Origin of the sequence: Kitasatospora sp. NPDC127067 (assembly GCF_042724755.1) — a bacterium.
In the GTDB taxonomy this organism is placed as follows: Bacteria; Actinomycetota; Actinomycetes; order Streptomycetales; family Streptomycetaceae; genus Kitasatospora; species Kitasatospora lactacystinica.
Map to the genome: position 1 here is coordinate 14,680 of NZ_JBHXEM010000063.1, position 21,832 is coordinate 36,511.

A 21,832-nucleotide genomic window follows, 5' to 3' on the forward strand; every position below is an offset into this window, starting at 1 on the left:
GGCACCTCCACAAACGCCCGCCCCCCCCATCCCCCCCCCCCCCCACACCCCCCCCCACCCCCCCCCTCCCATACGCCCGGGGCCGCCCCCCCCGCGCCTCCCCCCCCCGCCGCAGGGAGCCTCAGGCGTCCAGGGTCCCCACGTGGTGGACGCGGACGAGGTTGGTGGAGCCGGCCAGGCCGGGGGGCGAACCCGCCGTGATGACGACGATGTCGCCCTTCTGGCAGCGGCCGAGCGACAGGAGTGCCGCGTCGACCTGTTCGACCATCTGGTCGGTGGTCGGGGCGAACGGGCCGAGGAAGGTCTCCACGCCCCAGGTGAGGGCGAGTTGGCTGCGCACGGCCGGTTCGTAGGTGAAGGCGAGCACCGGGATGGGCGAGCGGTAGCGGGTGAGCCGGCGGGCGGTGTCGCCGGACTGGGTGAAGGCGATCAGGTACTTGGCGTGCAGGAAGTCGCCGATCTCGGCGGCCGCGCGGGCGACGGCGCCGCCCTGGGTCCGCGGCTTGCTGCCGGTGGTGAGCGGTGGGAGGCCCGCGGCCAGGATGTCGTTCTCGGCGGCCTCGACGATCCGGGCCATGGTCTTGACGGTCTCGACCGGGTACTTGCCGACCGAGGTCTCCCCGGAGAGCATCACCGCGTCCGTCCCGTCCAGGACGGCGTTGGCGACGTCGGAGGCCTCGGCGCGGGTCGGCCGGGAGGTGTTGATCATCGAGTCGAGCATCTGGGTCGCGACGATGACCGGCTTGGCGTTGCGGCGGGCGAGCTTGATGGCGCGCTTCTGGACCAGCGGGACCTGTTCGAGGGGCATCTCCACGCCCAGGTCGCCGCGGGCCACCATGATCCCGTCGAAGGCGTCGACGACGGACTCCAGGTTCTCCACCGCCTGCGGCTTCTCGATCTTGGCGATGACCGGGACCCGGCGTCCCTCCTCCGCCATGATCCGGTGGACGTCCTCGACGTCCCGCCCGCTGCGGACGAAGGAGAGCGCGATGAGGTCGGCCCCGGTGCGCAGCGCCCACCGCAGGTCGGCGACGTCCTTGTCGCTGAGTGCGGGGACGGAGACGGCGACGCCGGGGAGGTTGAGGCCCTTGTGGTCGGAGACCAGGCCGCCTTCGATGACGAGGCAGCGCACGTGCGGCCCGTCGACGGCGACGACCTCCAGGGTGACGCGGCCGTCGTCGACCAGGATGCGCTCGCCGCGGCTGACGTCTCCGGCGAGCCCGGAGTAGGTGGTTCCGCAGCGGTCCTTGTCCCCCACGACGCCGTTGTCGGTGGAGATGGTGAACTCGTCGCCGCGTTCGAGAAGTACGGGTCCGTGGGCGAAGGTGTCGAGCCGGATCTTCGGGCCTTGAAGGTCGACGAGGATGCCGACGCTGCGGCCGGTCTCGTCGGCGGCCTTGCGGACGCGGCGGTAGCGTTCCTCGTGCTCGGCGTGCGAGCCGTGACTGAGGTTCAGTCGGGCGATGTCCATCCCGGCGTCGACCAGGGACTTGATCTGGTCGTACGAGTCGGTGGCGGGCCCGAGGGTACAGACGATTTTTGCTCGGCGCATAGTGCTGAGACTAGGCATTACCGGCGCGTAACCACGACGCGGGTCCGGACTGCGGGATGACCGTTGCGGTAAGGCGAGTTGAACAATCTGACACATCCTCGGACCGCTGTGCGAGCGCCCCGCTCCACGTCGCTTCCGCGCGCCGCCCGTACGCCTCCCGCGCCTCCCGCGCCGCCTGCCGATGCGATTCCGTGAAGGGGTGTTCACCCCTGGTTCACCGCCGCTTCCGCCGCCGCTCCCCGCCCGGCGGGACGCTCGTCACCCCCGGGTGGATGCCGGGGCGCCCCGGGTCACCACCCGGACGAAGGAGCGGACGAGGGGGAGGCGTTCGGCATGCGACGCGCACTGGGGGTGGTTGCGGCCCTGGCCCTGCTGGGCGGGGTCGCCTTCGCGCTGATCCCCGACGACCGGAAGAAGGACACCACCACGACGGTCACCGTCACCGGCCTGATCGGCTCGGAGAAGCGCGCCTTCTTCGAGAACGACGACGTCAAGGCCGAGTTGGCGAAGCAGGGCCTGGTCGTCCGGACGGACTCCACCGGCTCCTGGACGATGAGCGACCAGGCGGGCAGGACGCCGGGGCTGGACTTCGCCTTCCCGGCGAGCTCGGCACCGGCCCGGGAGATCCAGCGCATCTGGAAGCTGCAGGACTCCCCGATGGTCCCGTTCTACTCGCCGCTGGTGATCGTGGCGCACGAGCCGGTGGCCAAGGTCCTGAGGGACAACAAGCTGGCCGACCTGGACGCCACCGGCGTGTGGACGTTCCGGATGGACGAGTACGTCAACGCGCTGAAGGGCAACCGCAGATGGGAGGATCTGGCCGGCGCGGGCGCCCATCCCGAGCTGTCCGGTCAGCTCTTCGTGACCACCACCGACCCGGAGAGCTCGTCCTCGGGCGCGATGTACCTCGCGCTGCTCTCCTACATCGCCAACAACCACCAGGTGGTGTCGGACGACGCCGGCGTCGCCGCCGTCAAGGACGTCCTGTACAAGGCGAACGCGCTGCAGGGCATCCAGAAGAGCAGCAGCGACGAGCCGTTCCGGGACTTCGGCGCGGGGATCGGCAGCCCGCTGATCTTCGCGTACGAGTCGCAGGCCGCCGCCCTGTCGCTGCAGGGCAAGCCCACCGGGGACATGGTGGTGCTGTACCCGGACACCACGGTCTACTCGGACCACACCGTCGTGGCCCACACCGACAACGGCCGCAAGCTCGCCGACGCCCTCCAGAACGACGAGGTGCTCCGCGGTCTGGAGGCCGGGTTCGGGCTCCGGCCGCAGGCCGAACCGGAGGCCTTCGCGAACCTGATGCGGGAGAAGAAGCCGACTTTCGCACCCGATCTGACCGCGGCCAAGGTCAAGCAGGCGACCCTGCCCTCGCTGGACAACCTGCTCAAGCTGACCACCGCGGCGAAGGGGACCAAGTGACCATCCCGATGAAGCGCCGCGGCTGGCTCACGGCCGCGCTGGCCGCCGTGCTGGCCGCGGCCACCGCCTGCACCTCCTCCGGTGGCGGCGACAACCCCGCCCCGAAGCCCACCGATCCGCCCGCCGAGACCGCCCGCCCCGGCGTGCTGCGCGTCCTGGCGGGCAGTGAACTCCAGGACCTGGCACCGGTCCTGGAGGATGCCCGGAAGGCCACCGGGGTGACCGTGCAGTTCTCCTGGACGGGCACCCTGGACGGCGCCGACGCCGTCTCCTCGGGCCGGGCCGACGGCAAGTACGACGCCGTGTGGTTCCCGTCGAACCAGTACCTGCGGCTCGATCCGGCCGGCAAGTCCAAGGTGGTCTCCGAGACACCGGTGATGGTGTCGCCGGTGGCGATCGGGGTGCGTTCCTCGGCGCTCGGCGAACTCGGCTGGGGCGACGGTTCCAAGGTCACCTGGGCGCAGGTCGGCGCGGCGGCGGCGGCCGGAAAGCTGCCGTACGGGATGGCCGACCCGTCCCGCTCCAACTCGGGCTTCTCCACCCTCGTCGCGGTGGCCTCGGCCTTCTCCGGCGCGGGCGCGGCGCTGACCGACGCGGACGTGCAGAAGGCGGGTCCGCAGCTGAAGGAGTTCTTCAAGGGCCAGAAGCTGACCTCCGGCTCCTCCGGCTGGTTGGCGCAGGCGTACGCCCGGGCCGAGTCGGGCACGGTGAGCGCGCTGGTGAACTACGAGTCGGTGCTGCTGTCGCTGAACAGGACGCTGCCGCCGCAGCAGCAGCTGACGGTGGTGCGGCCGGCGGACGGCGTGGTGTCGGCGGACTACCCGCTCTCGCTGATGTCCTCCGCCGCGCAGGAGCAGCGGGACTCCTTCCAGCGGCTGTCCGCGTACCTGCTCAAGGAGGACGTGCAGAAACGGATCTCCGAGACGACGCTGCGCCGACCGGTGACGGCGGGCGCGGCCCCGGCCGCCGGGCTGCCCGCGGACCGCCGCCGGGAGCTGCCGTTCCCGGGCACCCGGGCGGTCGCGGACGGCCTGCTGGCCTCGTACCAGAACGAGCTGCGCCGCCCGTCCAGGACGGTGTACGTGCTGGACACCTCGGGCTCGATGGAGGGCTCGCGGATCGCCGCGCTGAAGAGCGCGCTGGGCCGGCTGACCGGGGCGGACGACACCCGCGGGACGCGCCGTTTCCGGGACCGCGAGGAGATCACGCTGCTCTCCTTCGCCTCCGCGGTGAAGTGGACCAAGACCCACGTGGTGCCGGCCACCGGCAGCCGGCCGGGCCCGGAGACGGAGCTGGCGTCGATCGACGCGGACGTGCAGTCGCTGGCCGCCTCGGGCGGGACGGCGGTGTACTCCTCGCTGGAGGAGGCGTACCGGGTGATCGAGCGTCAGCAGGCGGCGGCCGGCGACGACCGGTTCACCTCGATCGTGCTGATGACGGACGGGGAGAGCAACGCCGGTGCGACGGACGGCGACTTCAAGCGCTTCCACGACGCGCTGCCGGCCGGGGAGAAGTCGATCCCGGTGTTCCCGATCAAGTTCGGGGAGGCGGCGGTGGGCCAGCTCCAGGGGATCGCGGACCTGAGCGGCGGCAAGCTGTTCGACGGTACGGGCTCGCTGGACGGGGTGTTCGAGGAGATCCGTGGCTACCAGTGACGGGTTCGGCCCCCGGGTGCTGCGCTACCTGGAGTCGGCCCGGAACCTGGTCGGCTGCGCCGGCGGCGCGGTCGGCCTGGGGCTGCACTTCGCCGGACTGGGCGGGGTCTGGTGGCCTGGGGTCGTGGTCGGGCTGTACGGGGTGGGCGCGCTGCTGACGCCCGCCCCGAGCCCCCGCGAGGGGGCCGGGATCGGACCGGGGCCCGGGGCGGGCACGGGGATCGGCACCGGAACGGGCACGGGGACGGGAGCGGGGCCGGCCCTCCGCGAGACCGAGGCCTCCGGGGCGCACGCCCTGGAGGGGCTACACACGCCGGAGGGGGCGCCCGCGCCCGGGCGCGGGGAGCCGGAGCGCGGGGAGCCGAGGCGCCCGGCACCCGAGCGGCCCCCCGCGCCCGATCCGGAGCTGGTGGCGCTGGCCGCCTACCTGGACAGCGTGCCGCTGCCGCCCTCCGCCGGGGTGGACGGCCTGCTGGCGGCGCTGCGGGCGGCCGGCCCGGGCCCGGTGGCGGAGCGGATCGTCCGGCACCGGCTGCCGGTCGCGGTGGCCGGTTACCTGCGGGCGCGGACCTGGCAGCCGTGGGCGGGGCCGGACGATCCGGACCCGGCGCTCCGGCTGGGCCACGAGGTCGACCGGCTCATGGGCGAATTGTCCTGACCCCGCCGTCCTGACCCGCCGTCCTGACCCGCCGCCCGCCGCCCGCCGTCCGCCGTCCGCCGTCCGGCCTCCATCCTCCGCCGGCCGGCCCTACCACCCCGGACCTCCCCCGTTCCCGTCACGAACGAGTCGCCAAGATCTCACCTCTTGGACAGGTCCGGGGGCTATCCACCACCCCGGGCCGCACGGCACACTTCTACGCGCGTCCTTCTACGCGCGTCGACGCGTACACGCGCACTTGCCAACGAATGCCAGTTGACGGTCCATCCGCCGTCGTTCCCACTCGGGAGAGTCGTCCATGCCCCTGAACCGCCGTGACTTCGTCACCCGGTCCGCCGCCACCGCCGCCGGCGCCGCCCTGGCCGGTGGCGCCACCCTGGCCGCCGCCCCCTCCGCCGCGGCCGCCCAGCCGGACACGGCGGCCGCCAAGGGCCAGCAGCGCCAGCCGAACAAGCAGGCCTTCACCGTCATGGGCACCACCGATCTGCACGGCCGGGTGCTCAACTGGGACTACTTCACCGACGCCGAGTACAGCGACAAGGCCCACAACGCGGTCGGCCTCGCCAAGATCTCCACGCTGGCCAACCAGGTGCGCGAGGAGAAGGGCTGGAACCGCTGCCTGCTGATCGACTCGGGCGACACCATCCAGGGCACCCAGCTGTCCTACTACTACGCCCGGATCGAGTCGATCGACACCGAGGCCGACACCGTGCCGGACCACCCGATGGCCGTCGCCATGAACCTCATGGAGTACGACGCCGCCGCGCTCGGCAACCACGAGTTCAACTACGGCATCCCGCTCCTGAAGGCCTACCAGGACCAGCTGGAGTTCCCGCTGCTCGGCGCCAACGCGCTGAACGCGAAGAACGAGAAGCCGGCCTTCAAGCCGTACGTGATCAAGGAGCTGCGGCTGGGCGGCGGACGCCCGGTGAAGGTCGGCATCCTCGGCCTCACCAACCCGGGCATCGCGATCTGGGACAAGGCCAACGTCAGCGGCAAGATGGTCTTCCCGGGCATCGTCGAGACCGCCGCCGCCTGGGTGCCGAAGATGAAGGCGGCCGGCGCGGACGTCATCGTGGTGTCCTCGCACTCCGGCTGCGACGAGGCGACCACCTGGGGCGACCAGCTGCCCTGGGCCGAGAACGCCTCGGTGGCCCTGGCGGAGACCGTCCCCGACATCGACGCGGTGCTGGTGGGCCACGCCCACAAGGAGATCGCGCAGCGCCTGGTCGTCAACAAGAAGACCGGCCGGACGGTCGTGCTCTCCGAGCCGCTCTGCTACGGCCAGCGGCTGACCTGCTTCGACTTCGAGGTCGAGTTCGCGGCCGGCGCCTGGAAGGTCTCCTCGGTCTCCGCGCGACTGCTGAACTCCAACACCGTGCCGGAGAACCCGGAGATCACCGACGCGATCGCCGGGCAGCACAAGAAGGTCGTCGCGTACGTCAACCAGAACATCGGCACCAGCAAGATCGAGCTGTCGATCGCCGACGCCCGCTTCAAGGCCACCCCGATCATCGACCTGATCGGCAGGGTCCAGGCCGACGCCGTCAAGGCCGCGCTGGCGGGCGGGCAGTACGCCAAGCTCCCGGTGCTGGCCCAGGCCGCCCCGTTCAACCGCACCGCGCTGATCCCGTCCGGCCAGGTCAAGCTGCGCGACGCCGCGGGCCTCTACATCTACGAGAACACCCTGGAGGCCCGCGTCCTGACGGGCGCCCAGCTCAAGGACTACCTGGAGTACTCGGTCAAGTACTACAACCAGCTCGCCCCGGGCGCCCCGGTCGACAAGGAGGCCCTGACCGGCGCCGAGGCCACCCCGGACTACAACTACGACTCGGTCTACGGCCTGAGCTACGACATCGACATCGCCCAGCCGAAGGGCTCGCGGATCGTCAACCTGTCCTTCCAGGGCAAGCCGATCGACCCGGCCGCCGAGTTCGTCCTCGCCGTCAACAACTACCGGGCCAACGGCGGCGGCAACTTCCCGCACGTCGCCAAGGCCAAGATGGTCTGGTCGAACTCCGACGAGATCCGCAACACCATGATCGCCTGGGTGAAGGCCAAGGGCACCATCGACCCCGCCGAGTTCTTCACCGACTCCTGGCGCCTCGTCCGCGCCGGCCAGCCGGTCTTCTGACCGACGCCCCCGCCGAAAGGCCGTCGCCCCGCCGGCGACGGCCTTTCGGTCTGCCCGGTGGAAGAGTGGCGCCATGAGCGAGTCCCGGATCCCAGACCGCCACGCCCGGCTGCTGGCCTACGCGCAGAGTCTGACGCCTCCCAACGGGTGGAAGATCGAGATCTCCGGCGACGCGATCATCGTGATGGCCGGCCCCTCGGTGATCCGCCAGCGCAACCTGCGAGCTCGCCACCGACGGCCTCGTTCGCTCCCCCGCCTGAGACCACGGGCCTCCCGGCGGCTGCCGCCGGGAGGCCCTCAGTGTCTTCGGGAACCCCCGGTCAGAACGGGAAGACCGCGCGCTCGTGCTGGACGGAGATCCACTTCAGCGTGGTGAAGGCGTCCACCGTGGACTCGCCGTTGAGGCGGCCGACGCCGGAGTTCTTCTCGCCGCCGAAGGGCACGCCCGGCTCGTCGGCGATGGTGCCGCCGTTGACGTGGATCATGCCGGTCTCGATCCGCTGGGCGAGCTTCACGCCGCGCTCGACGTTCGCGGTGTGCACCGCGCCGCTGAGTCCGAACGGCGTGTTGTTGGCGAGCCGCACGGCCTCGTCCTCGCCGTCGAAGGGCACCAGCAGCACGACCGGGCCGAAGAGTTCGTTCCGCAGGATCGGCGCGTCCTCGGCGAGGCCGGTGAGCACGGTCGGCGCCATCAGGCTGCCGACCGTGGTGCCGCGCAGCAGCGCGGTGGCGCCGGCCGCGAGCGCCTGGTCGACCTGGGCGTCGAGGGCGCCGGCCTGGACGGGGTTGATCAGCGGGCCGATGTGGGTGGCCGGGTCCCTCGGGTCGCCGACGGTGAGCGAGGCGACCTTGGCGACGAACTTCTCGGTGAACTCGGCCTCGACGCGGCGGTCCACCAGCACCCGGTTGGCGGCCATGCAGACCTGTCCCTGGTGGACGAAGCGGCTGAACACCGCGGCGTCCACGGCGTGGTCCACGTCGGCGTCGTCGAGCACGATCAGCGCGCTGTTGCCGCCGAGCTCCAGGACCGTCCGCTTGAAGTGCGCGGCGGCGACGGTGGCGACGTGCCGGCCGACCTTGTCGGAGCCGGTGAAGGAGATCACCTTGGGCACCGGGTGCTCCAGGAAGCTGTCGCCGATCTCGGCGATGTCGGTGATCACCACGTTCAGCAGGCCGGGCGGCAGCCCCGCGTCCTCGAAGAGCTTGGCGATCAGTCCGCCGCCGACGACCGGGGTCTCCTGGTGCGGCTTGAGGACGACGCCGTTGCCGAGCGCGAGGGCCGGGGCAACGGCCTTGAGCGCCAGGAACAGCGGGAAGTTGAAGGGGCTGATCACGCCGACGACGCCGACCGGCAGCCGGTAGAGCCGGTTCTCCCGGCCCGGGGCGGGCGAGGCCAGCAGCCGGCCCTCGGAGGCCACCGACAGGTGCAGGCACTCCCGCAGCACGTCCTTGACGAGCGACAGCTCGAAGCCCGCCTTCAGCGCGGTGCCGCCGAGTTCCGCCATGATCGCCGGGACGATCTCCGGCTCGCGCTCCTCCAGCAGCCGCAGCGCGCGCTCGAAGACCAGCCGCCGCTGGTACGGGTTGGCGGCGGCCCATGCCTTCTGGGCGCGCTCGGCGGCGCGGTAGGCCCGGTCGACCTCGGCGCCGGTGGCGACGGTGATGGTGGCGAGCTTGTCGCCGGTGTAGGGGTCGACGTCGACGATGTCCCAGGAGCCGCTGCCGCTGCACCACTCGCCGTCGATGTACTGCAGCGCCAACTCGGAGAAGTACGACATCTGTTCCCTCTCATACACCGACCTGATGGGAAGTCATCGTACTGACGTATTACAACTCCTGGCGCATCGCGTACAGCAGGTTCCGGGTCGGTTCCGGGCTCAGGCTGTCCGCGACCAGGTCGTCCATCGCGTGCCGGTACTCGGCCACCTCCGCGGGCTTGTCGAGGTAGAGCGCGGTGGTGAACTGCTCCAGGTACACCACGTCGGCCAACTCGGCCTCGGCGAAGCCCAGGACGGTGAAGGCGCCGCTTTCCGCGCTCAGCCCGGCGTTGCCCAGCGGCAGCACCTGGAGCCGGACGTTGGGCAGCTCGCCGAGCTCCAGCAGCCGGTCCAGCTGGCCGCGCATCAGCTCCGGCCCGCCCCAGGGCCGGCGCAGCGCGGCCTCGTCCAGTACGGCGACCAGCTGCGGCGCCCGCTCGGCGGTCAGCACCGCCTGCCGCTTGAGCCGTACGTCGACCCGGCGCTCGATCTCCTCCGGCCCGTGGACGTGGCCGCCGGCGGTGACCACGGCCCGGGCGTAGTCGGCGGTCTGGAGCAGCCCGTGGACGAACTGGACCTCGTAGCTGCGGATCTCGGCCGCGGCCTCCTCCAGTCCCAGGTAGTTCTGGAACCAGCCGGGCAGCACGTCCCCGTACTCGTGCCACCAGGAGCTGACGTTGGCCTCGCGCAGCAGTCCGAGGACGGTGGCCCGCTCCTGATCGGCCTCGACCCCGTACAGGGTCAGCAGGTCGGCCACGTCGCGTTCCTTGAAGCCGACCCGGCCGAGCTCCATCCGGCTGATCTTGGACTCGGAGGCGCGGATCGAGTACCCGGCCTCCTCCCGACTGACGCCTCTGGCCTCGCGGAGCTTGCGCAGCTGGGTGCCGAGCAGCAGACGCCGTACGGTGGCGCCCCCGCCTGCCTGAGTCGTGCCCATCGAAGTCGTCCTCCGCACTCGCCCAGCCCCCCGGCCGTCGGCCGCAGTCTGCCACTTGGCACCGACGAACAACAGCCCACTGTGCGGGATCCCGCCGGACGGATCACGGCTCCGGACGTTTGTCCGGGAGTCGCCGCAGCCCGGGCGGTGTCCGGGTCGTCCCCGGCCCGGAGTTCCGGGCCCCGAGCCGCTGCTCCCGGCGCCGGACGGCCGTCGGGGAACGCGACGGCGCCCGCCCTCCAACTGGTCGGGGAAGAGGGCAGGCGCCAGGAGACCGCGTTGGCCCGGCGACGCTGGCGGGGGCAGCGGGTTGAGCTCCCGGCGATGCGGCGCCGGGCGTTCGGTGGAGGCCGGTCGGACCGTCCGTCCGTCAGACCACCAGGGGGCGGTCCGTGGGCCGGATCGGGGCGGGAAGCGGGGTCTTGCCGCCCAGGTACCGGTCCACCGCGGCGGCGGCCGAACGGCCTTCCGCGATGGCCCAGACGATCAGCGACTGGCCACGGCCGGCGTCTCCGCAGACGTACACGCCATCGACATTGGTGGCGAACCGGCCATCGCGGGCAATGTTACCGCGCGCGTCGAGGTCCGCTCCCAGCTGCTCGACCAGCCCGTTCCGCACGTCCGTCCCGGTGAAGCCCATGGCCAGGGTGACCAGCTGGGCCGGGACGGCCCGCTCGGTGCCGGGCACCGGCTCGAACCGGCCGTCCTTGAACTCCACCTCGACGAGGTGCAGTTCCTGGACGTTGCCGTCCTCGTCGCCGGTGAAGCGGGTGGTGTTGACGGAGTAGATCCGCTCGCCGCCCTCCTCGTGCGCGGAGGTGACCTTGTAGGTCATCGGCATGGTCGGCCACGGCTGGTGCCCGGGCCGCTCCTCGCCGGGCCGCGGCATGATCTCCAGCTGGGTGACGGAGGCCGCCCCCTGCCGGTGCGCGGTGCCGACGCAGTCCGCGCCGGTGTCGCCGCCGCCGATCACGACCACGTGCTTGCCCTTGGCGCTGATCGGGGACTCGACGAAGTCGCCCTCCTGCACCTTGTTGGCCAGCGGCAGGTACTCCATGGCCTGGTGGATGCCCTTGAGCTCGCGTCCGGGCACCGGCAGGTCGCGGGCGGTGGTGGCGCCGGCCGCGACGACCACGGCGTCGAAGCGCTCGCGCAGCTGCTGGCCGGTGATGTCCTCGCCGACGTGCACGCCGGTGCGGAACCGGGTGCCCTCCGCCCGCATCTGCTCGATGCGGCGGTTGATGTGGCGCTTCTCCATCTTGAACTCGGGGATGCCGTAGCGCAGCAGTCCGCCGATCCGGTCGGCCCGCTCGTACACCACGACGGTGTGCCCGGCCCGGGTGAGCTGCTGGGCGGCGGCGAGGCCGGCCGGGCCGGAGCCCACCACGGCGACGGTCTTGCCGGAGAGCCGCTCGGGCACCTGCGGGGTGACCCCGCCCCGGTCCCAGGCCTTGTCGATGATGGTGACCTCGACGTTCTTGATGGTCACCGCGTCCTGGTTGATGCCGAGGACGCACGCGGACTCGCACGGAGCCGGGCAGAGCCGGCCGGTGAACTCCGGGAAGTTGTTGGTGGCGTGCAGCCGCTCGATCGCGCCGACGAAGTCGTCCCGGTAGGCCAGGTCGTTCCACTCGGGGATGAGGTTCCCGAGCGGGCAGCCGTTGTGGCAGAACGGGATGCCGCAGTCCATGCAGCGGCCGGCCTGCTCGGTGATGATCGGCAGGAGGCTGCGCTCGACGTAGACCTCGTTCCAGTCCTTGAGGCGGACGTCGACCGGGCGGCGCTCGGCCAGCTGCTTGGGCGTGGTCAGGAAGCCCTTGGGGTCAGCCATTAGCCGCCTCCATCATCTTCGCGGTGGTCTCGGCCTCGGAGAGGCCATCGCGCTCAGCGGCGTCCTTGGCGGCGAGCACTGCCTTGTAGTCGGTCGGCATGATCTTGGAGAAGCGGGAGACCCCGCTGCCCCAGTCCGCCAGGAGTTCGGCGGCGACGGTGGAGCCGGTCTCCTCGTAGTGCTGCTGCACGGTGTCGCGCAGCCAGTCGCGGTCGGCGGCGGTGGGGGCCTCGATGCCCACCATGCCGTCGTTGACGTTGGCGGGGCGCAGGTCCAGGACGTACGCGATGCCGCCGGACATGCCCGCCGCGAGGTTGCGTCCGGTCTCGCCGAGGACGACGACCCGGCCGCCGGTCATGTACTCCAGGCCGTGGTCGCCCACGCCCTCGACCACCAGGGTGGCCCCGGAGTTGCGGACGGCGAAGCGCTCGCCGGCCTTGCCGCGCAGGTGGACGCGGCCCGATGTGGCGCCGTAGCCGATGGTGTTGCCGGCGATGACGTGGTTCTGGGCGTCGTTGCCGATGGCCGCCGCCTCGCGGGCCGGGCGGACGACGACCACGCCGCCCGAGAGGCCCTTGCCGACGTAGTCGTTGGCGTCGCCCTCCAGGCGCAGGGTCACGCCGCGCGGCAGGAACGCGCCGAAGGACTGCCCGGCGGAGCCGGTGAAGGTGACGTCGATGGTCCCCTCCGGCAGGCCCTCGCCGCGGTACCGCTTGGTCACCTCGTGGCCGAGCATGGTGCCGACGGTGCGGTTGACGTTGCGGATCGGCAGCTGGATGCGGACGGCGTCGCCGCGTTCCAGCGCGTCCTCGGCGAGCGTGATCAGCTGGTTGTCCAGGGCCTTGTCGAGCGCGTGGTCCTGGGTGGTGGTGCGGTGCCGGGCGGCCCCTTCGGGCAGCGCGGGCACGTGGAACAGCGGGGCGAGGTCCAGCCCGGCGGCCTTCCAGTGGTCGATCGCGGCCCGGGTGTCGATGTGCTCGGCGTGGCCGACGGCCTCCTCGATCGAGCGCAGGCCCAGCGAGGCCAGGATCTCCCGGACCTCCTCGGCGATGAACTCGAAGAAGTTGACCACGAATTCGGGCTTGCCGGAGAACCGCTCGCGCAGCACCGGGTTCTGGGTGGCGACGCCGACCGGGCAGGTGTCCAGGTGGCAGACGCGCATCATGATGCAGCCGGAGACCACCAGCGGGGCGGTCGCGAAGCCGAACTCCTCGGCGCCGAGCAGCGCGGCGATCACCACGTCGCGGCCGGTCTTCAGCTGGCCGTCGGTCTGGACGACGATGCGCTCGCGCAGCCCGTTGAGCAGCAGCGTCTGCTGGGTCTCGGCGAGTCCGAGCTCCCAGGGCCCGCCGGCGTGCTTCAGCGAGGTGAGCGGCGAGGCGCCCGTCCCGCCGTCGTGCCCGGACACCAGCACGACGTCCGCGTGCGCCTTGGACACGCCCGCGGCGACCGTCCCGACGCCGACCTCGGAGACCAGCTTCACGTGGATGCGGGCCGCCGGGTTGGCGTTCTTGAGGTCGTGGATCAGCTGCGCCAGGTCCTCGATCGAGTAGATGTCGTGGTGCGGCGGCGGCGAGATCAGGCCGACGCCCGGGGTGGAGTGCCGGGTCCTGGCGACCCAGGGGTACACCTTGTGGCCGGGCAGCTGGCCGCCCTCACCGGGCTTGGCCCCCTGGGCCATCTTGATCTGGATGTCGTCGGCGTTGACCAGGTACTCGGAGGTGACGCCGAACCGGCCGGAGGCGACCTGCTTGATCGCCGAGCGGCGCTCCGGGTCGTACAGCCGGTCCGGGTCCTCGCCGCCCTCGCCGGTGTTGGACTTGCCGCCGAGGCGGTTCATCGCGATGGCCAGGGTCTCGTGCGCCTCGCGCGAGATCGAGCCGTACGACATGGCGCCGGTGGAGAAGCGCTTGACGATCTCGGAGACCGGCTCGACCTCCTCGACCGGGATCGGCTCCCGGCCGAGGCCGTCCAGCTGGAACAGGCCGCGCAGCGTCATGAGCCGCTCGGACTGCTCGTTCACCCGGTCCGTGTACTGCTTGAAGATGTCGTAGCGGCGGTTGCGGGTGGCGTGCTGGAGCCGGAAGACGGTGTCCGGGTCGAACAGGTGCGGCTCGCCCTCGCGGCGCCACTGGTACTCGCCGCCGATCTCCAGGGCGCGGTGCGCGGCCGGGATGCCGGAGGCCGGGTACGCCTTGGCGTGCCGGGCGGCCGTCTCGCGGGCGATCTCCTCCAGGCCGATGCCGCCGAGCTTGGTGGTGGTGCCGGCGAAGTAGCCGTCGACCAGGTCGTGGGAGAGGCCGATGGCCTCGAAGACCTGGGCGCCGCGGTAGGAGGCCACGGTCGAGATGCCCATCTTGGACATGACCTTGAGCACGCCCTTGCCGAGCGCCTTGATCAGGTTCCGGATGGCCTTCTCGGGCTCGACGCCCGCGATGAACACGCCCTGGGCGACCAGGTCCTCGACCGTCTCCATCGCCAGGTACGGGTTGACCGCCCCGGCGCCGTAGCCGATCAGCAGGGCGACGTGGTGCACCTCGCGGACGTCGCCCGCCTCGACCAGCAGCGACACCTGGGTGCGCTGCTTGGTGCGGATCAGGTGGTGGTGGACGGCCGAGGTGAGCAGCAGCGAGGGGATCGGCGCGTGCTCGGCGTCGGAGTGCCGGTCGGAGAGCACGATGATCCGGGCGCCGTCGGCGATCGCCGCGTCGGCCTCGGCGGCGATCTCGGCGAGCCGGGAGGCCAGGCCCTGGCCGCCGGTGGCGACCTTGTAGAGGCCGGAGAGCGTGACGGCCTTGAGGCCGGGCTGGTCGCCGTCGGCGTTGATGTGGACGAGCTTGGCCAGCTCGTCGTTGTCGATCACCGGGAAGGTGATGCCGACCGAGCGGCAGGCGGCGGCCTCGGCGGCCAGCAGGTTGCCCTCGGGGCCGAGGTTGGACAGCAGCGAGGTGACGAGCTCCTCGCGGATGGCGTCCAGCGGCGGGTTGGTGACCTGCGCGAAGAGCTGCACGAAGTAGTCGAACAGCAGGCGGGGCTTCTCGCTCAGTGCGGCGATCGGCGAGTCGGTGCCCATCGAGCCGAGCGCCTCGGCGCCGGTGCGGGCCATCGGCGCGAGGACGACCCGCAGCTCCTCCTCGGTGTAGCCGAAGGTCTGCTGGCGGCGGGTGACGGAGGCGTGGGTGTGGGCGATGTGCTCGCGCTCGGGCAGCTTGGCGAGCTGGATCTGCCCGCCGTCGACCCACTCCTCGTAGGGGTGCTCGGCGGCGAGGGCGGACTTGACCTCCTCGTCCGGGACGATCCGGCCCTCGGCGGTGTCCACCAGGAACATCCGGCCGGGCTGGAGGCGGCCCTTCCTGGTGACCTTCTCCTGGTCGATGTCGAGCACGCCGACCTCGGAGGAGAGGACGACCAGGCCGTCCTCGGTGATCCAGTACCGGGCCGGGCGCAGGCCGTTGCGGTCGAGCACGGCGCCGATCTGGTTGCCGTCGGTGAAGGTGACGCAGGCCGGGCCGTCCCAGGGCTCCATCAGGTTGGAGTGGTACTGGTAGAAGGCGCGGCGGGCGGGGCTCATGGTGGCGTGGTTCTCCCACGCCTCCGGGATCATCATCAGCACCGAGTGCGGCAGCGAGCGGCCGCCGAGGTGGAGCAGCTCCAGGACCTCGTCGAAGGAGGCCGAGTCGGAGTGCTCCGGTGTGCAGATCGGGAAGATCCGCTCCAGGCCCCGCCCGTTGCTGTTGGCGGGGATGAGGTCGGTGGCGAGCTGCGACTCCCGGGCGTGCATCCAGTTGCGGTTGCCCTTGACCGTGTTGATCTCGCCGTTGTGGGCGACGAAGCGGTACGGGTGGGCGAGCGGCCAGCTCGGGAAGGTGTTGGTGGAGAACCGCGAGTGCACCAGGCCGATCGCGGACGCGTAGCTGCGGTCCGACAGGTCGGGGAAGAAGGGCTCCAGCTGGCCGGTGGTCAGCATGCCCTTGTAGACGATGGTGCGCGCGGACAGCGACGGGAAGTACACCCCGGCCTCGCGCTCGGCCCGCTTGCGGACCACGAAGGCGATCCGGTCCAGCTCGATGCCGGCCCGGTCGGCGCCTGCCAGGAAGACCTGCCGGAAGCGCGGCATCACGCTGCGGGCGGCGGCGCCGAGCAGGTCGGGGGTGACCGGGACGTCGCGCCAGCCGAGGACGGTCAGGCCCTCCTCGGCGGCGATGCCCTCGATCCGGGCGACGGCCGCGGCGTCCTGCTCGTCGTCCTCCGGCAGGAAGGCGATGCCGACGGCGTAGGAGCCGGCCGCCGGGAGCTCGAAGGAGACCTTCCCGCGCAGGAAGGCGTCGGGGATCTGGGTCAGGATGCCCGCGCCGTCGCCGGAGTCGGGGTCGGCGCCGGTGGCGCCGCGGTGCTCCAGGTTGCGCAGGACGTTCAGCGCCTGCTCGACGATGGTGTGGTCGGCGATGCCGGTCAGCGTGGCGACGAAACCGACGCCACAGGCGTCGTGCTCGTTCCGCGGGTCGTACAGGCCCTGAGCAGCAGGTCGCGCATCCGGCACGAGCGTGTACGGCTGGCGGGCGGCGCCGGCCTGGGGCTCGTTGGCGGAGTGCATGGATGCAGACAGCATCGGCTCTCCCGTCGTCGTCTTTCGGCAAGTTGGTGCAAGTAGGGACGACGTTGGCCCTGATGCGATGGTGCGGTGTCGTGCAAGTTACATGATGCCCATGATCCCGAGAAGCGGAATATCCCGTCCACATGGCGGGACGACCCGCAGGTCAGGGGGTGTGTGGGAGGACGCGCCACAGTGCACGTCCCGACGATTGTGCCCAACCGTCCACCGCCCGAAACAGGGGCGAAACCGGATCGCCACAGAAGCCGATCATGAATGCCTGCGATTCCATCCCGGGAGCCCGTCCGCGGATGCGAATCCGCGGCTCGGGGGCCCGAATGGTGAGACAGTGCCAGGCGTCGCCGGGCGCCCATGTGTGAAACGTCACGCACTGCTCAGCATAGTCATGCACGACTCCGGTCAGCCCACATGGCCGCCGATCAGCCACCCGAGCAGGTAGGTCACCCCGGCCGCCGCACCGCCCAGCACCAGCTGCCGCAGCCCGCTGAACCACCAGCTGCGCGCCGTCACCCGGGCCACCACCGCGCCGCACAGGAACAACCCGGCCCCGGCCAGCAGCATCGCGGGCAGCAGCGCGGTCGCCCCCAGCAGGTACGGCAGCAGCGGCAGCAGCGCGCCGAGCGCGAAGCACAGGAACGACGAGCCGGCCGCCACCAGCGGCGAGGGCAGGTCGGTCGGGTCGACGCCCAGCTCCTCGCGGGCGTGCACCTCCAGGGCCAGCTCCGGGTCGGCGGACAGCTGCCGGGCCACCTCGTGCGCCAGCTCCGGGTCCACCCCGCGCGAGACGTACAGCTGGGCCAGCTCGGCCAGCTCCCCCTGCGGATTGCGGCTCAGCTCCAGCCGCTCGACCTCGATCTCGGCCTGCACCAGCTCCCGCTGCGAGGCCACCGAGGTGTACTCCCCCGCCGCCATCGAGCAGGCGCCGGCCGCCAGGCCCGCCAGCCCGGTCAGGATCACCGTCCCGTTGGACGCCGCGCCGCCGACCACGCCGGTCATCAGCGCGAAGTTGGACACCAGCCCGTCCACCGCGCCGAACACGGCCGGCCGCAGCCAGCCCCCGTTGACGTCCCGGTGGTGGTCGGCCGCGGGTATCCGGGGCTGGTGTCCGGCGTCGGCCTCCATGGTGATCGTGCTCATCGTCGTTCCCCTCCGTCGTGGTTCGTCAGCCCTGAACGTAGCCCGCCTGACCTGGGCATTTCCAGCAAAGTAAGGCTGTCCGAACACCACTGAGGCCACCCTTCGCAAACCTCGCGAAGGGTGGCCTCGGCCGGGGAAGGCCCCAGGTCAGATGGGGTTCTTGACGTCCTCGCCGACCGTCTCGGCGGCCGCCCCGTCGGCCGCCCCGTCGGCCGCGGGCCCGGCCGGCCCGCGCAGCACCGGCTTCCCGTCGGCCTTCTCCGGGGCCTTCCCGTCGGCCTTCTTCCCGCTCTTCTCGCTCGTGTCGCTCTTCTCGCCGGACCCGGCGTCCTCCGCCGCCAGGTGCGCGGCCGGATCGATGCTCGCCGGGTCCTCCCGCCCGGGCCGCGTCCTGCCCACGATCACGAAGTACGCCACCGCGGCGACGAACACCCCGATGGACACCCAGTCGTTCAGCCGCAGGCCGAAGTAGACGTGCGCCTCGTCGATCCGCAGCCACTCGGTCCAGAACCGGCCCACCGTGTACGCGGCCACGTACAGCGCGAACGCCCGGCCGTGGCCCAGCGTGAACCGGCGGTCCGCCCAGATCACCAGCACCGCGACGCCGACGCACCACAGCGACTCGTACAGGAAGGTCGGGTGGTAGACGCCCTTCACGACCTCGCCGTTGGCCAGCGTCTTGTCGATCTCCAGGCCCCACGGCAGGGTGGTCGACCGGCCGTACAGCTCCTGGTTGAAGTAGTTGCCCCAGCGGCCCAGCGCCTGCGCGAGCGCGATGCCCGGTGCGATGGCGTCGGCGTACGCGGGCAGCGGCACGCCCCGGCGGCGGGCACCGATCCAGGCGCCGACCGCGCCCAGCGCGACGGCGCCCCAGATGCCGAGGCCGCCCTCCCAGATCTTGAGGGCGTCCCAGGGGTTCTTCCCCTCGGCGAAGTACAGCCGGCCACCGTCGGTGATCACGTGGTAGAGGCGGCCGCCGACCAGGCCGAACGGCACGGCCCACACGGCGATGTCGCCGACGGTGTGCTTGGCACCGCCCCGGGCGACCCAGCGCTTGCTGCCGAGCCAGACGGCAACGACGACACCGAGGATGATGCAGAAGGCGTAGGCGCGCAGCGGGATCGGTCCCAGGTACAGGACGCCCCGCGACGGGCTGGGAATGTAGGCGATATCCATGGCAGTTCCGACGCTACAGGGTCCGACGGCCCGTTCGGGGCGCCTTGTGGTCACAGAAACCGAACAACGGGCGGCGCCGCCCCCTCCGGACGGGGAGGGAGCGGCGCGGCGGAGCGGGCTCAGCCGGCCGTCGGCGACGGGTTGTTGGCCTCCGAGGCGGTGCTGGTCGGCGCCGGGGTCTGCCCGTGCGAACCCGCCGTACCCGGCTGCTTGCCCTGGTTCGCGGCTTCCACCCAGGCCACCAGGTTGGCCGGGGTGATCTCCTCGCTGCCGTTCTTCGGGTAGATCGGCTGGCCGTTGAGCAGCACCGTCGGGGTGGACTTGAAGCTGGACTTGTCGAAGTCCTGCTGCACCGCGGACACCCACCCGCCGAACTTGTTGTCGTTGACGCAGGACTGGAACTCGGGCGTGTCCAGGCCGTTGACCTGCTTGGCCAGGCTGAGCAGCACGGCCTTGTCGCCGAAGGCGTCGTTGGTCTCGTCCGGCTGGTTGCGGTACAGCACGTCGTGGAAGTCCCGGAAGTGCCCGGCGTCCTGGGCGCAGCCCAGGGCGTTGGCGGCGGTCTTGGAGCCCTTGCCCCCCACGGCCCGGTCGATGAACGACACGATGTGGTAGTTCGTGTAGATCTTCCCGGCGTCCTCCAGCTGGTCGATGGTGGACGAGAACTCGCGCTCGAAGGTGCCGCAGGCGGGGCAGCGCGGGTCCTCGTAGACCGTGAGGACGGAGGGCGCGTTGCCCGCGCCGACCGGGATGACCAGGTTCTTGTCGCCGATCGTCCCGGCCGGGACGGCGGTCGGCGTCTCCGGCTTGGAGCGCTGGTTCTGCACCACGACGCCGACGACCACCGCGGCGGCGATCACCGCGAGCACGGAACCGCCCACGATCAGCTTCTTCTTGCGCCGGGAGGAGACCTCCTCGGCCGCCCGCTGTTCCAGCATCCGCTCGCGGGCGGTGCGCTTGCCTTCTCGGTTCTTCTCGCTCATTGCCTTGACATCCACGGTCGGGGGCCTTCGTCGGGTGCAGGGGTGTGGGGGTCAGCTCGCCGGTGCGGGGGGCGGGGGGTCAGTTCGCCAGCCAGGCGTCCACCGACAGCCGGGTGCGGGGCCGCCACAGCAGCCACCCGGCCAGCAGCAGGAACCCGGTGTCGCGCAGGATCTCCTGGAGGTACTCGGTCCGGGACTCGTCGACGTGCCCGCCGCCGCCGAAGCAGCCGCAGTCGATCGAGATGCCGCGCGCCCAGGCGGAGGCGATCCCGGCGATGAAGACCAGCAGCAGCACCGCGGAGACCCCGGCCACCAGCCGGACGCCGAGGCCCACCACCAGCAGCACGGCCAGGGCCAGCTCCAGGAACGGCAGGCCGTAGCCGATCGGCTTGACCAGGCCCTCGGGCAGGATCTCGTAGGCCCGGACGGCCTGGGCGGCCTCCGCCGGGTCGGAGACCTTCGCCAGCCCGGCCCATCCCCAGACCACCGCGAGGCCGAGCCGCACGACCGTGCCGAGCCACTCGCTCCAGGCCGGCACCGGTCTCGGCGCCCGCGGCGTGGGCGCGGAGCCGCCGGGCTGCGCGGTCATCAGGGAACCCCCCTCGGGAAACTCGTTCACTCCCTGATGAACCGCAAGGAATGAAGGGTGGTTCTTCCGCATTCGGGAATGAAGCCGGACGGGTGACGTTCTGTCCGAATGGACCGAACACCTGCTCGTCAGCGGCACCCTGCCGGCCACCCCGCTTCGAACAGATCGGGATGCCGGGCCGCCTCCGCGCACGCCACCGCCTCCCGCTCCGCGCGCTCGGCCCCGCGCCTGGCCAGCGCGTGCCCCACTTCCACGTGCACCCCGACCGCGGCGCCGAGCGCCAGCACGGCTGCCGCCGCCCGCAGCAGAACGGCCCGCTGGAGACCCCGCACCGGCTCACCCCTTCCGCTCGTCACCGCAACCGTTCGTGCACTCCTCCCTCCACTCAACGTCCGTCAACCCCGGCTGATGCGTGTCCCCACCCCTTGTTCACCCGTTCGGGTCCGCAGCCCGGCCGGAGCGCGGGGTGGAGCCGCGCGCCCGTGCCCACGCCCCGCGAAAAGCCGACGGCCCTCCACTCCCCGAGGAGTGGAGGGCCGTCGGCCGGATGTTCCTACCGCGTCAGCTCCTGCGGACGCCCTGCGCCAGCTCTCCGGCGAGGGCCCGCACCGCGTCCAGCGCCGCCGCCTCGTCCTCGCCCGCGGCCAGGATCCGCTTCACGAACGCCGACCCGACGATCACGCCGTCCGCGAACCGGGCGACCTCGGCCGCCTGCACCGCGTCCGACACCCCGAGCCCGACGCAGACCGGCAGGTCCGTCGTCGCCCGGGTCCGGGCGACCAGGTCCTCGGCCATCGACCCGACGGCCGACCGCGTCCCGGTCACGCCCATCACCGCGGCCGCGTACACGAACCCGCTCCCGGCCGCCGTGACCTCCGCCAGCCGCGCGTCCTTGCTGCTGGGGGCGACCACGAACACGGTGTCCAGCCCGTGCTCGTCCGCCGCCTTGCGCCACTCCTCGGACTCCTCCACCGGCAGGTCCGGCAGGATGCACCCGGCGCCGCCGGCGGCCGCCAGGTCCGCCGCGAACCGCGCCACGCCGTAGCGGTCGACCGGGTTCCAGTACGTCATCACGAGCACCGCGGCCTCGGGGTGCGCCGAGGCGACCTCCTGGACGGTCCGCAGCACGTCCTTGATCCGCACGCCGCCCCGCAGGGCGATGTCGTCGGCGGTCTGGATGACCGCGCCGTCCAGCACCGGGTCGGAGTGCGGCAGCCCGATCTCGACCACGTCGCAGCCGCCCTCGATGAGCGCGTTGACCGCCCGGATGCCGCCGTCCACGGTCGGGAACCCGGCCGGCAGGTACCCGATCAGCGCGGCCCGGTCCTCGGCCTTGGCGGCCGCCAGGACACCGCTCAGCTTGCCGGCGCTCAGCTTGGAAGTCAT

Annotated in this window: 15 protein-coding genes; 4 read left to right on the plus strand and 11 right to left on the minus strand. The window is 71.8% G+C overall.

Features of this window, described 5'->3' with window-relative positions; translation table 11 throughout:
- Positions 1-121: 121 nt before the first annotated feature.
- A complete protein-coding gene (pyk, locus tag ACFWJ4_RS24065; protein ID WP_380546862.1) occupies positions 122-1,552 on the minus strand; it encodes a pyruvate kinase in 1,431 nt (476 codons plus the stop codon).
- Positions 1,553-1,885: 333 nt separating this feature from the next.
- Here pyk and ACFWJ4_RS24070 point away from each other — a divergent pair, with 333 nt between their 5' ends.
- The 4 genes from ACFWJ4_RS24070 (at position 1,886) to ACFWJ4_RS24085 (ending at position 7,424) form a co-directional block, all read left to right on the plus strand.
- Positions 1,886-2,977, plus strand: coding sequence for a hypothetical protein (locus tag ACFWJ4_RS24070; protein WP_380546864.1), 1,092 nt, complete (start codon positions 1,886-1,888; stop codon positions 2,975-2,977).
- Entirely contained in the window at positions 2,974-4,632 is a 1,659-nt protein-coding gene (locus ACFWJ4_RS24075) for an extracellular solute-binding protein (protein WP_359910158.1), read from the plus strand. Before ACFWJ4_RS24070 ends, ACFWJ4_RS24075 begins: the two co-directional genes overlap by 4 nt.
- A complete protein-coding gene (locus ACFWJ4_RS24080) occupies positions 4,619-5,290 on the plus strand; it encodes a hypothetical protein (protein WP_380546866.1) in 672 nt (223 codons plus the stop codon). Before ACFWJ4_RS24075 ends, ACFWJ4_RS24080 begins: the two co-directional genes overlap by 14 nt.
- 298 nt (positions 5,291-5,588) lie before the next feature.
- Positions 5,589-7,424, plus strand: a complete 1,836-nt coding sequence (locus ACFWJ4_RS24085; RefSeq protein ID WP_359910164.1) for a 5'-nucleotidase C-terminal domain-containing protein — start codon at positions 5,589-5,591, stop codon at positions 7,422-7,424.
- Between the two features lie 320 nt (positions 7,425-7,744).
- Here ACFWJ4_RS24085 and ACFWJ4_RS24090 read toward each other — a convergent pair whose 3' ends face one another.
- The 10 genes from ACFWJ4_RS24090 to trpA all read right to left on the minus strand — a co-directional run bounded on the left by ACFWJ4_RS24090 (position 7,745) and on the right by trpA (position 21,832).
- Positions 7,745-9,202, minus strand: coding sequence for an aldehyde dehydrogenase family protein (locus tag ACFWJ4_RS24090; RefSeq protein WP_380546905.1), 1,458 nt, complete (start codon positions 9,200-9,202; stop codon positions 7,745-7,747).
- 49 nt (positions 9,203-9,251) lie between these two features.
- On the minus strand, positions 9,252-10,118 hold the full coding sequence (locus ACFWJ4_RS24095; protein ID WP_380546868.1) for a helix-turn-helix domain-containing protein: 867 nt from the start codon (positions 10,116-10,118) through the stop codon (positions 9,252-9,254).
- Positions 10,119-10,488: 370 nt separating this feature from the next.
- A complete protein-coding gene (locus tag ACFWJ4_RS24100) occupies positions 10,489-11,949 on the minus strand; it encodes a glutamate synthase subunit beta (RefSeq protein ID WP_380546870.1) in 1,461 nt (486 codons plus the stop codon).
- On the minus strand, positions 11,942-16,543 hold the full coding sequence (gene gltB / locus ACFWJ4_RS24105; RefSeq protein ID WP_380546907.1) for a glutamate synthase large subunit: 4,602 nt from the start codon (positions 16,541-16,543) through the stop codon (positions 11,942-11,944). Before gltB ends, ACFWJ4_RS24100 begins: the two co-directional genes overlap by 8 nt.
- A 417-nt stretch (positions 16,544-16,960) precedes the next feature.
- On the minus strand, positions 16,961-17,683 hold the full coding sequence (locus ACFWJ4_RS24110; RefSeq protein WP_380546909.1) for a VIT1/CCC1 transporter family protein: 723 nt from the start codon (positions 17,681-17,683) through the stop codon (positions 16,961-16,963).
- Between the two features lie 162 nt (positions 17,684-17,845).
- A complete protein-coding gene (gene lgt / locus ACFWJ4_RS24115; RefSeq protein WP_380546872.1) occupies positions 17,846-18,874 on the minus strand; it encodes a prolipoprotein diacylglyceryl transferase in 1,029 nt (342 codons plus the stop codon).
- A gap of 119 nt (positions 18,875-18,993) precedes the next feature.
- Positions 18,994-19,857, minus strand: coding sequence for a DsbA family protein (locus ACFWJ4_RS24120; protein ID WP_380546874.1), 864 nt, complete (start codon positions 19,855-19,857; stop codon positions 18,994-18,996).
- A 79-nt stretch (positions 19,858-19,936) separates the two neighbouring features.
- Entirely contained in the window at positions 19,937-20,446 is a 510-nt protein-coding gene (locus ACFWJ4_RS24125) for a MauE/DoxX family redox-associated membrane protein (protein ID WP_359910182.1), read from the minus strand.
- A gap of 128 nt (positions 20,447-20,574) precedes the next feature.
- Entirely contained in the window at positions 20,575-20,778 is a 204-nt protein-coding gene (locus tag ACFWJ4_RS24130) for a hypothetical protein (RefSeq protein WP_359910185.1), read from the minus strand.
- A gap of 229 nt (positions 20,779-21,007) precedes the next feature.
- The gene (gene trpA, locus ACFWJ4_RS24135; RefSeq protein WP_380546875.1) at positions 21,008-21,832 is read right to left on the minus strand and encodes a tryptophan synthase subunit alpha; all 825 of its coding nucleotides are present in this window, start codon (positions 21,830-21,832) and stop codon (positions 21,008-21,010) included.

Excerpts from the sequence above, each read along its gene's own strand:
- pyk (WP_380546862.1), bottom strand. The coding sequence starts at position 1,552 with ATGCGCCGAGCAAAAATCGTCTGTACCCTCGGGCCCGCCACCGACTCG.
- ACFWJ4_RS24070 (WP_380546864.1), top strand. The coding sequence starts at position 1,886 with ATGCGACGCGCACTGGGGGTGGTTGCGGCCCTGGCCCTGCTGGGCGGG.
- ACFWJ4_RS24085 (WP_359910164.1), top strand. The coding sequence starts at position 5,589 with ATGCCCCTGAACCGCCGTGACTTCGTCACCCGGTCCGCCGCCACCGCC.
- ACFWJ4_RS24090 (WP_380546905.1), bottom strand. The coding sequence starts at position 9,202 with ATGTCGTACTTCTCCGAGTTGGCGCTGCAGTACATCGACGGCGAGTGG.
- ACFWJ4_RS24095 (WP_380546868.1), bottom strand. The coding sequence starts at position 10,118 with ATGGGCACGACTCAGGCAGGCGGGGGCGCCACCGTACGGCGTCTGCTG.
- ACFWJ4_RS24100 (WP_380546870.1), bottom strand. The coding sequence starts at position 11,949 with ATGGCTGACCCCAAGGGCTTCCTGACCACGCCCAAGCAGCTGGCCGAG.
- gltB (WP_380546907.1), bottom strand. The coding sequence starts at position 16,543 with ATGCACTCCGCCAACGAGCCCCAGGCCGGCGCCGCCCGCCAGCCGTAC.
- ACFWJ4_RS24110 (WP_380546909.1), bottom strand. The coding sequence starts at position 17,683 with ATGGAGGCCGACGCCGGACACCAGCCCCGGATACCCGCGGCCGACCAC.
- lgt (WP_380546872.1), bottom strand. The coding sequence starts at position 18,874 with ATGGATATCGCCTACATTCCCAGCCCGTCGCGGGGCGTCCTGTACCTG.
- ACFWJ4_RS24120 (WP_380546874.1), bottom strand. The coding sequence starts at position 19,857 with ATGAGCGAGAAGAACCGAGAAGGCAAGCGCACCGCCCGCGAGCGGATG.
- ACFWJ4_RS24125 (WP_359910182.1), bottom strand. The coding sequence starts at position 20,446 with ATGACCGCGCAGCCCGGCGGCTCCGCGCCCACGCCGCGGGCGCCGAGA.
- trpA (WP_380546875.1), bottom strand. The coding sequence starts at position 21,832 with ATGACTTCCAAGCTGAGCGCCGGCAAGCTGAGCGGTGTCCTGGCGGCC.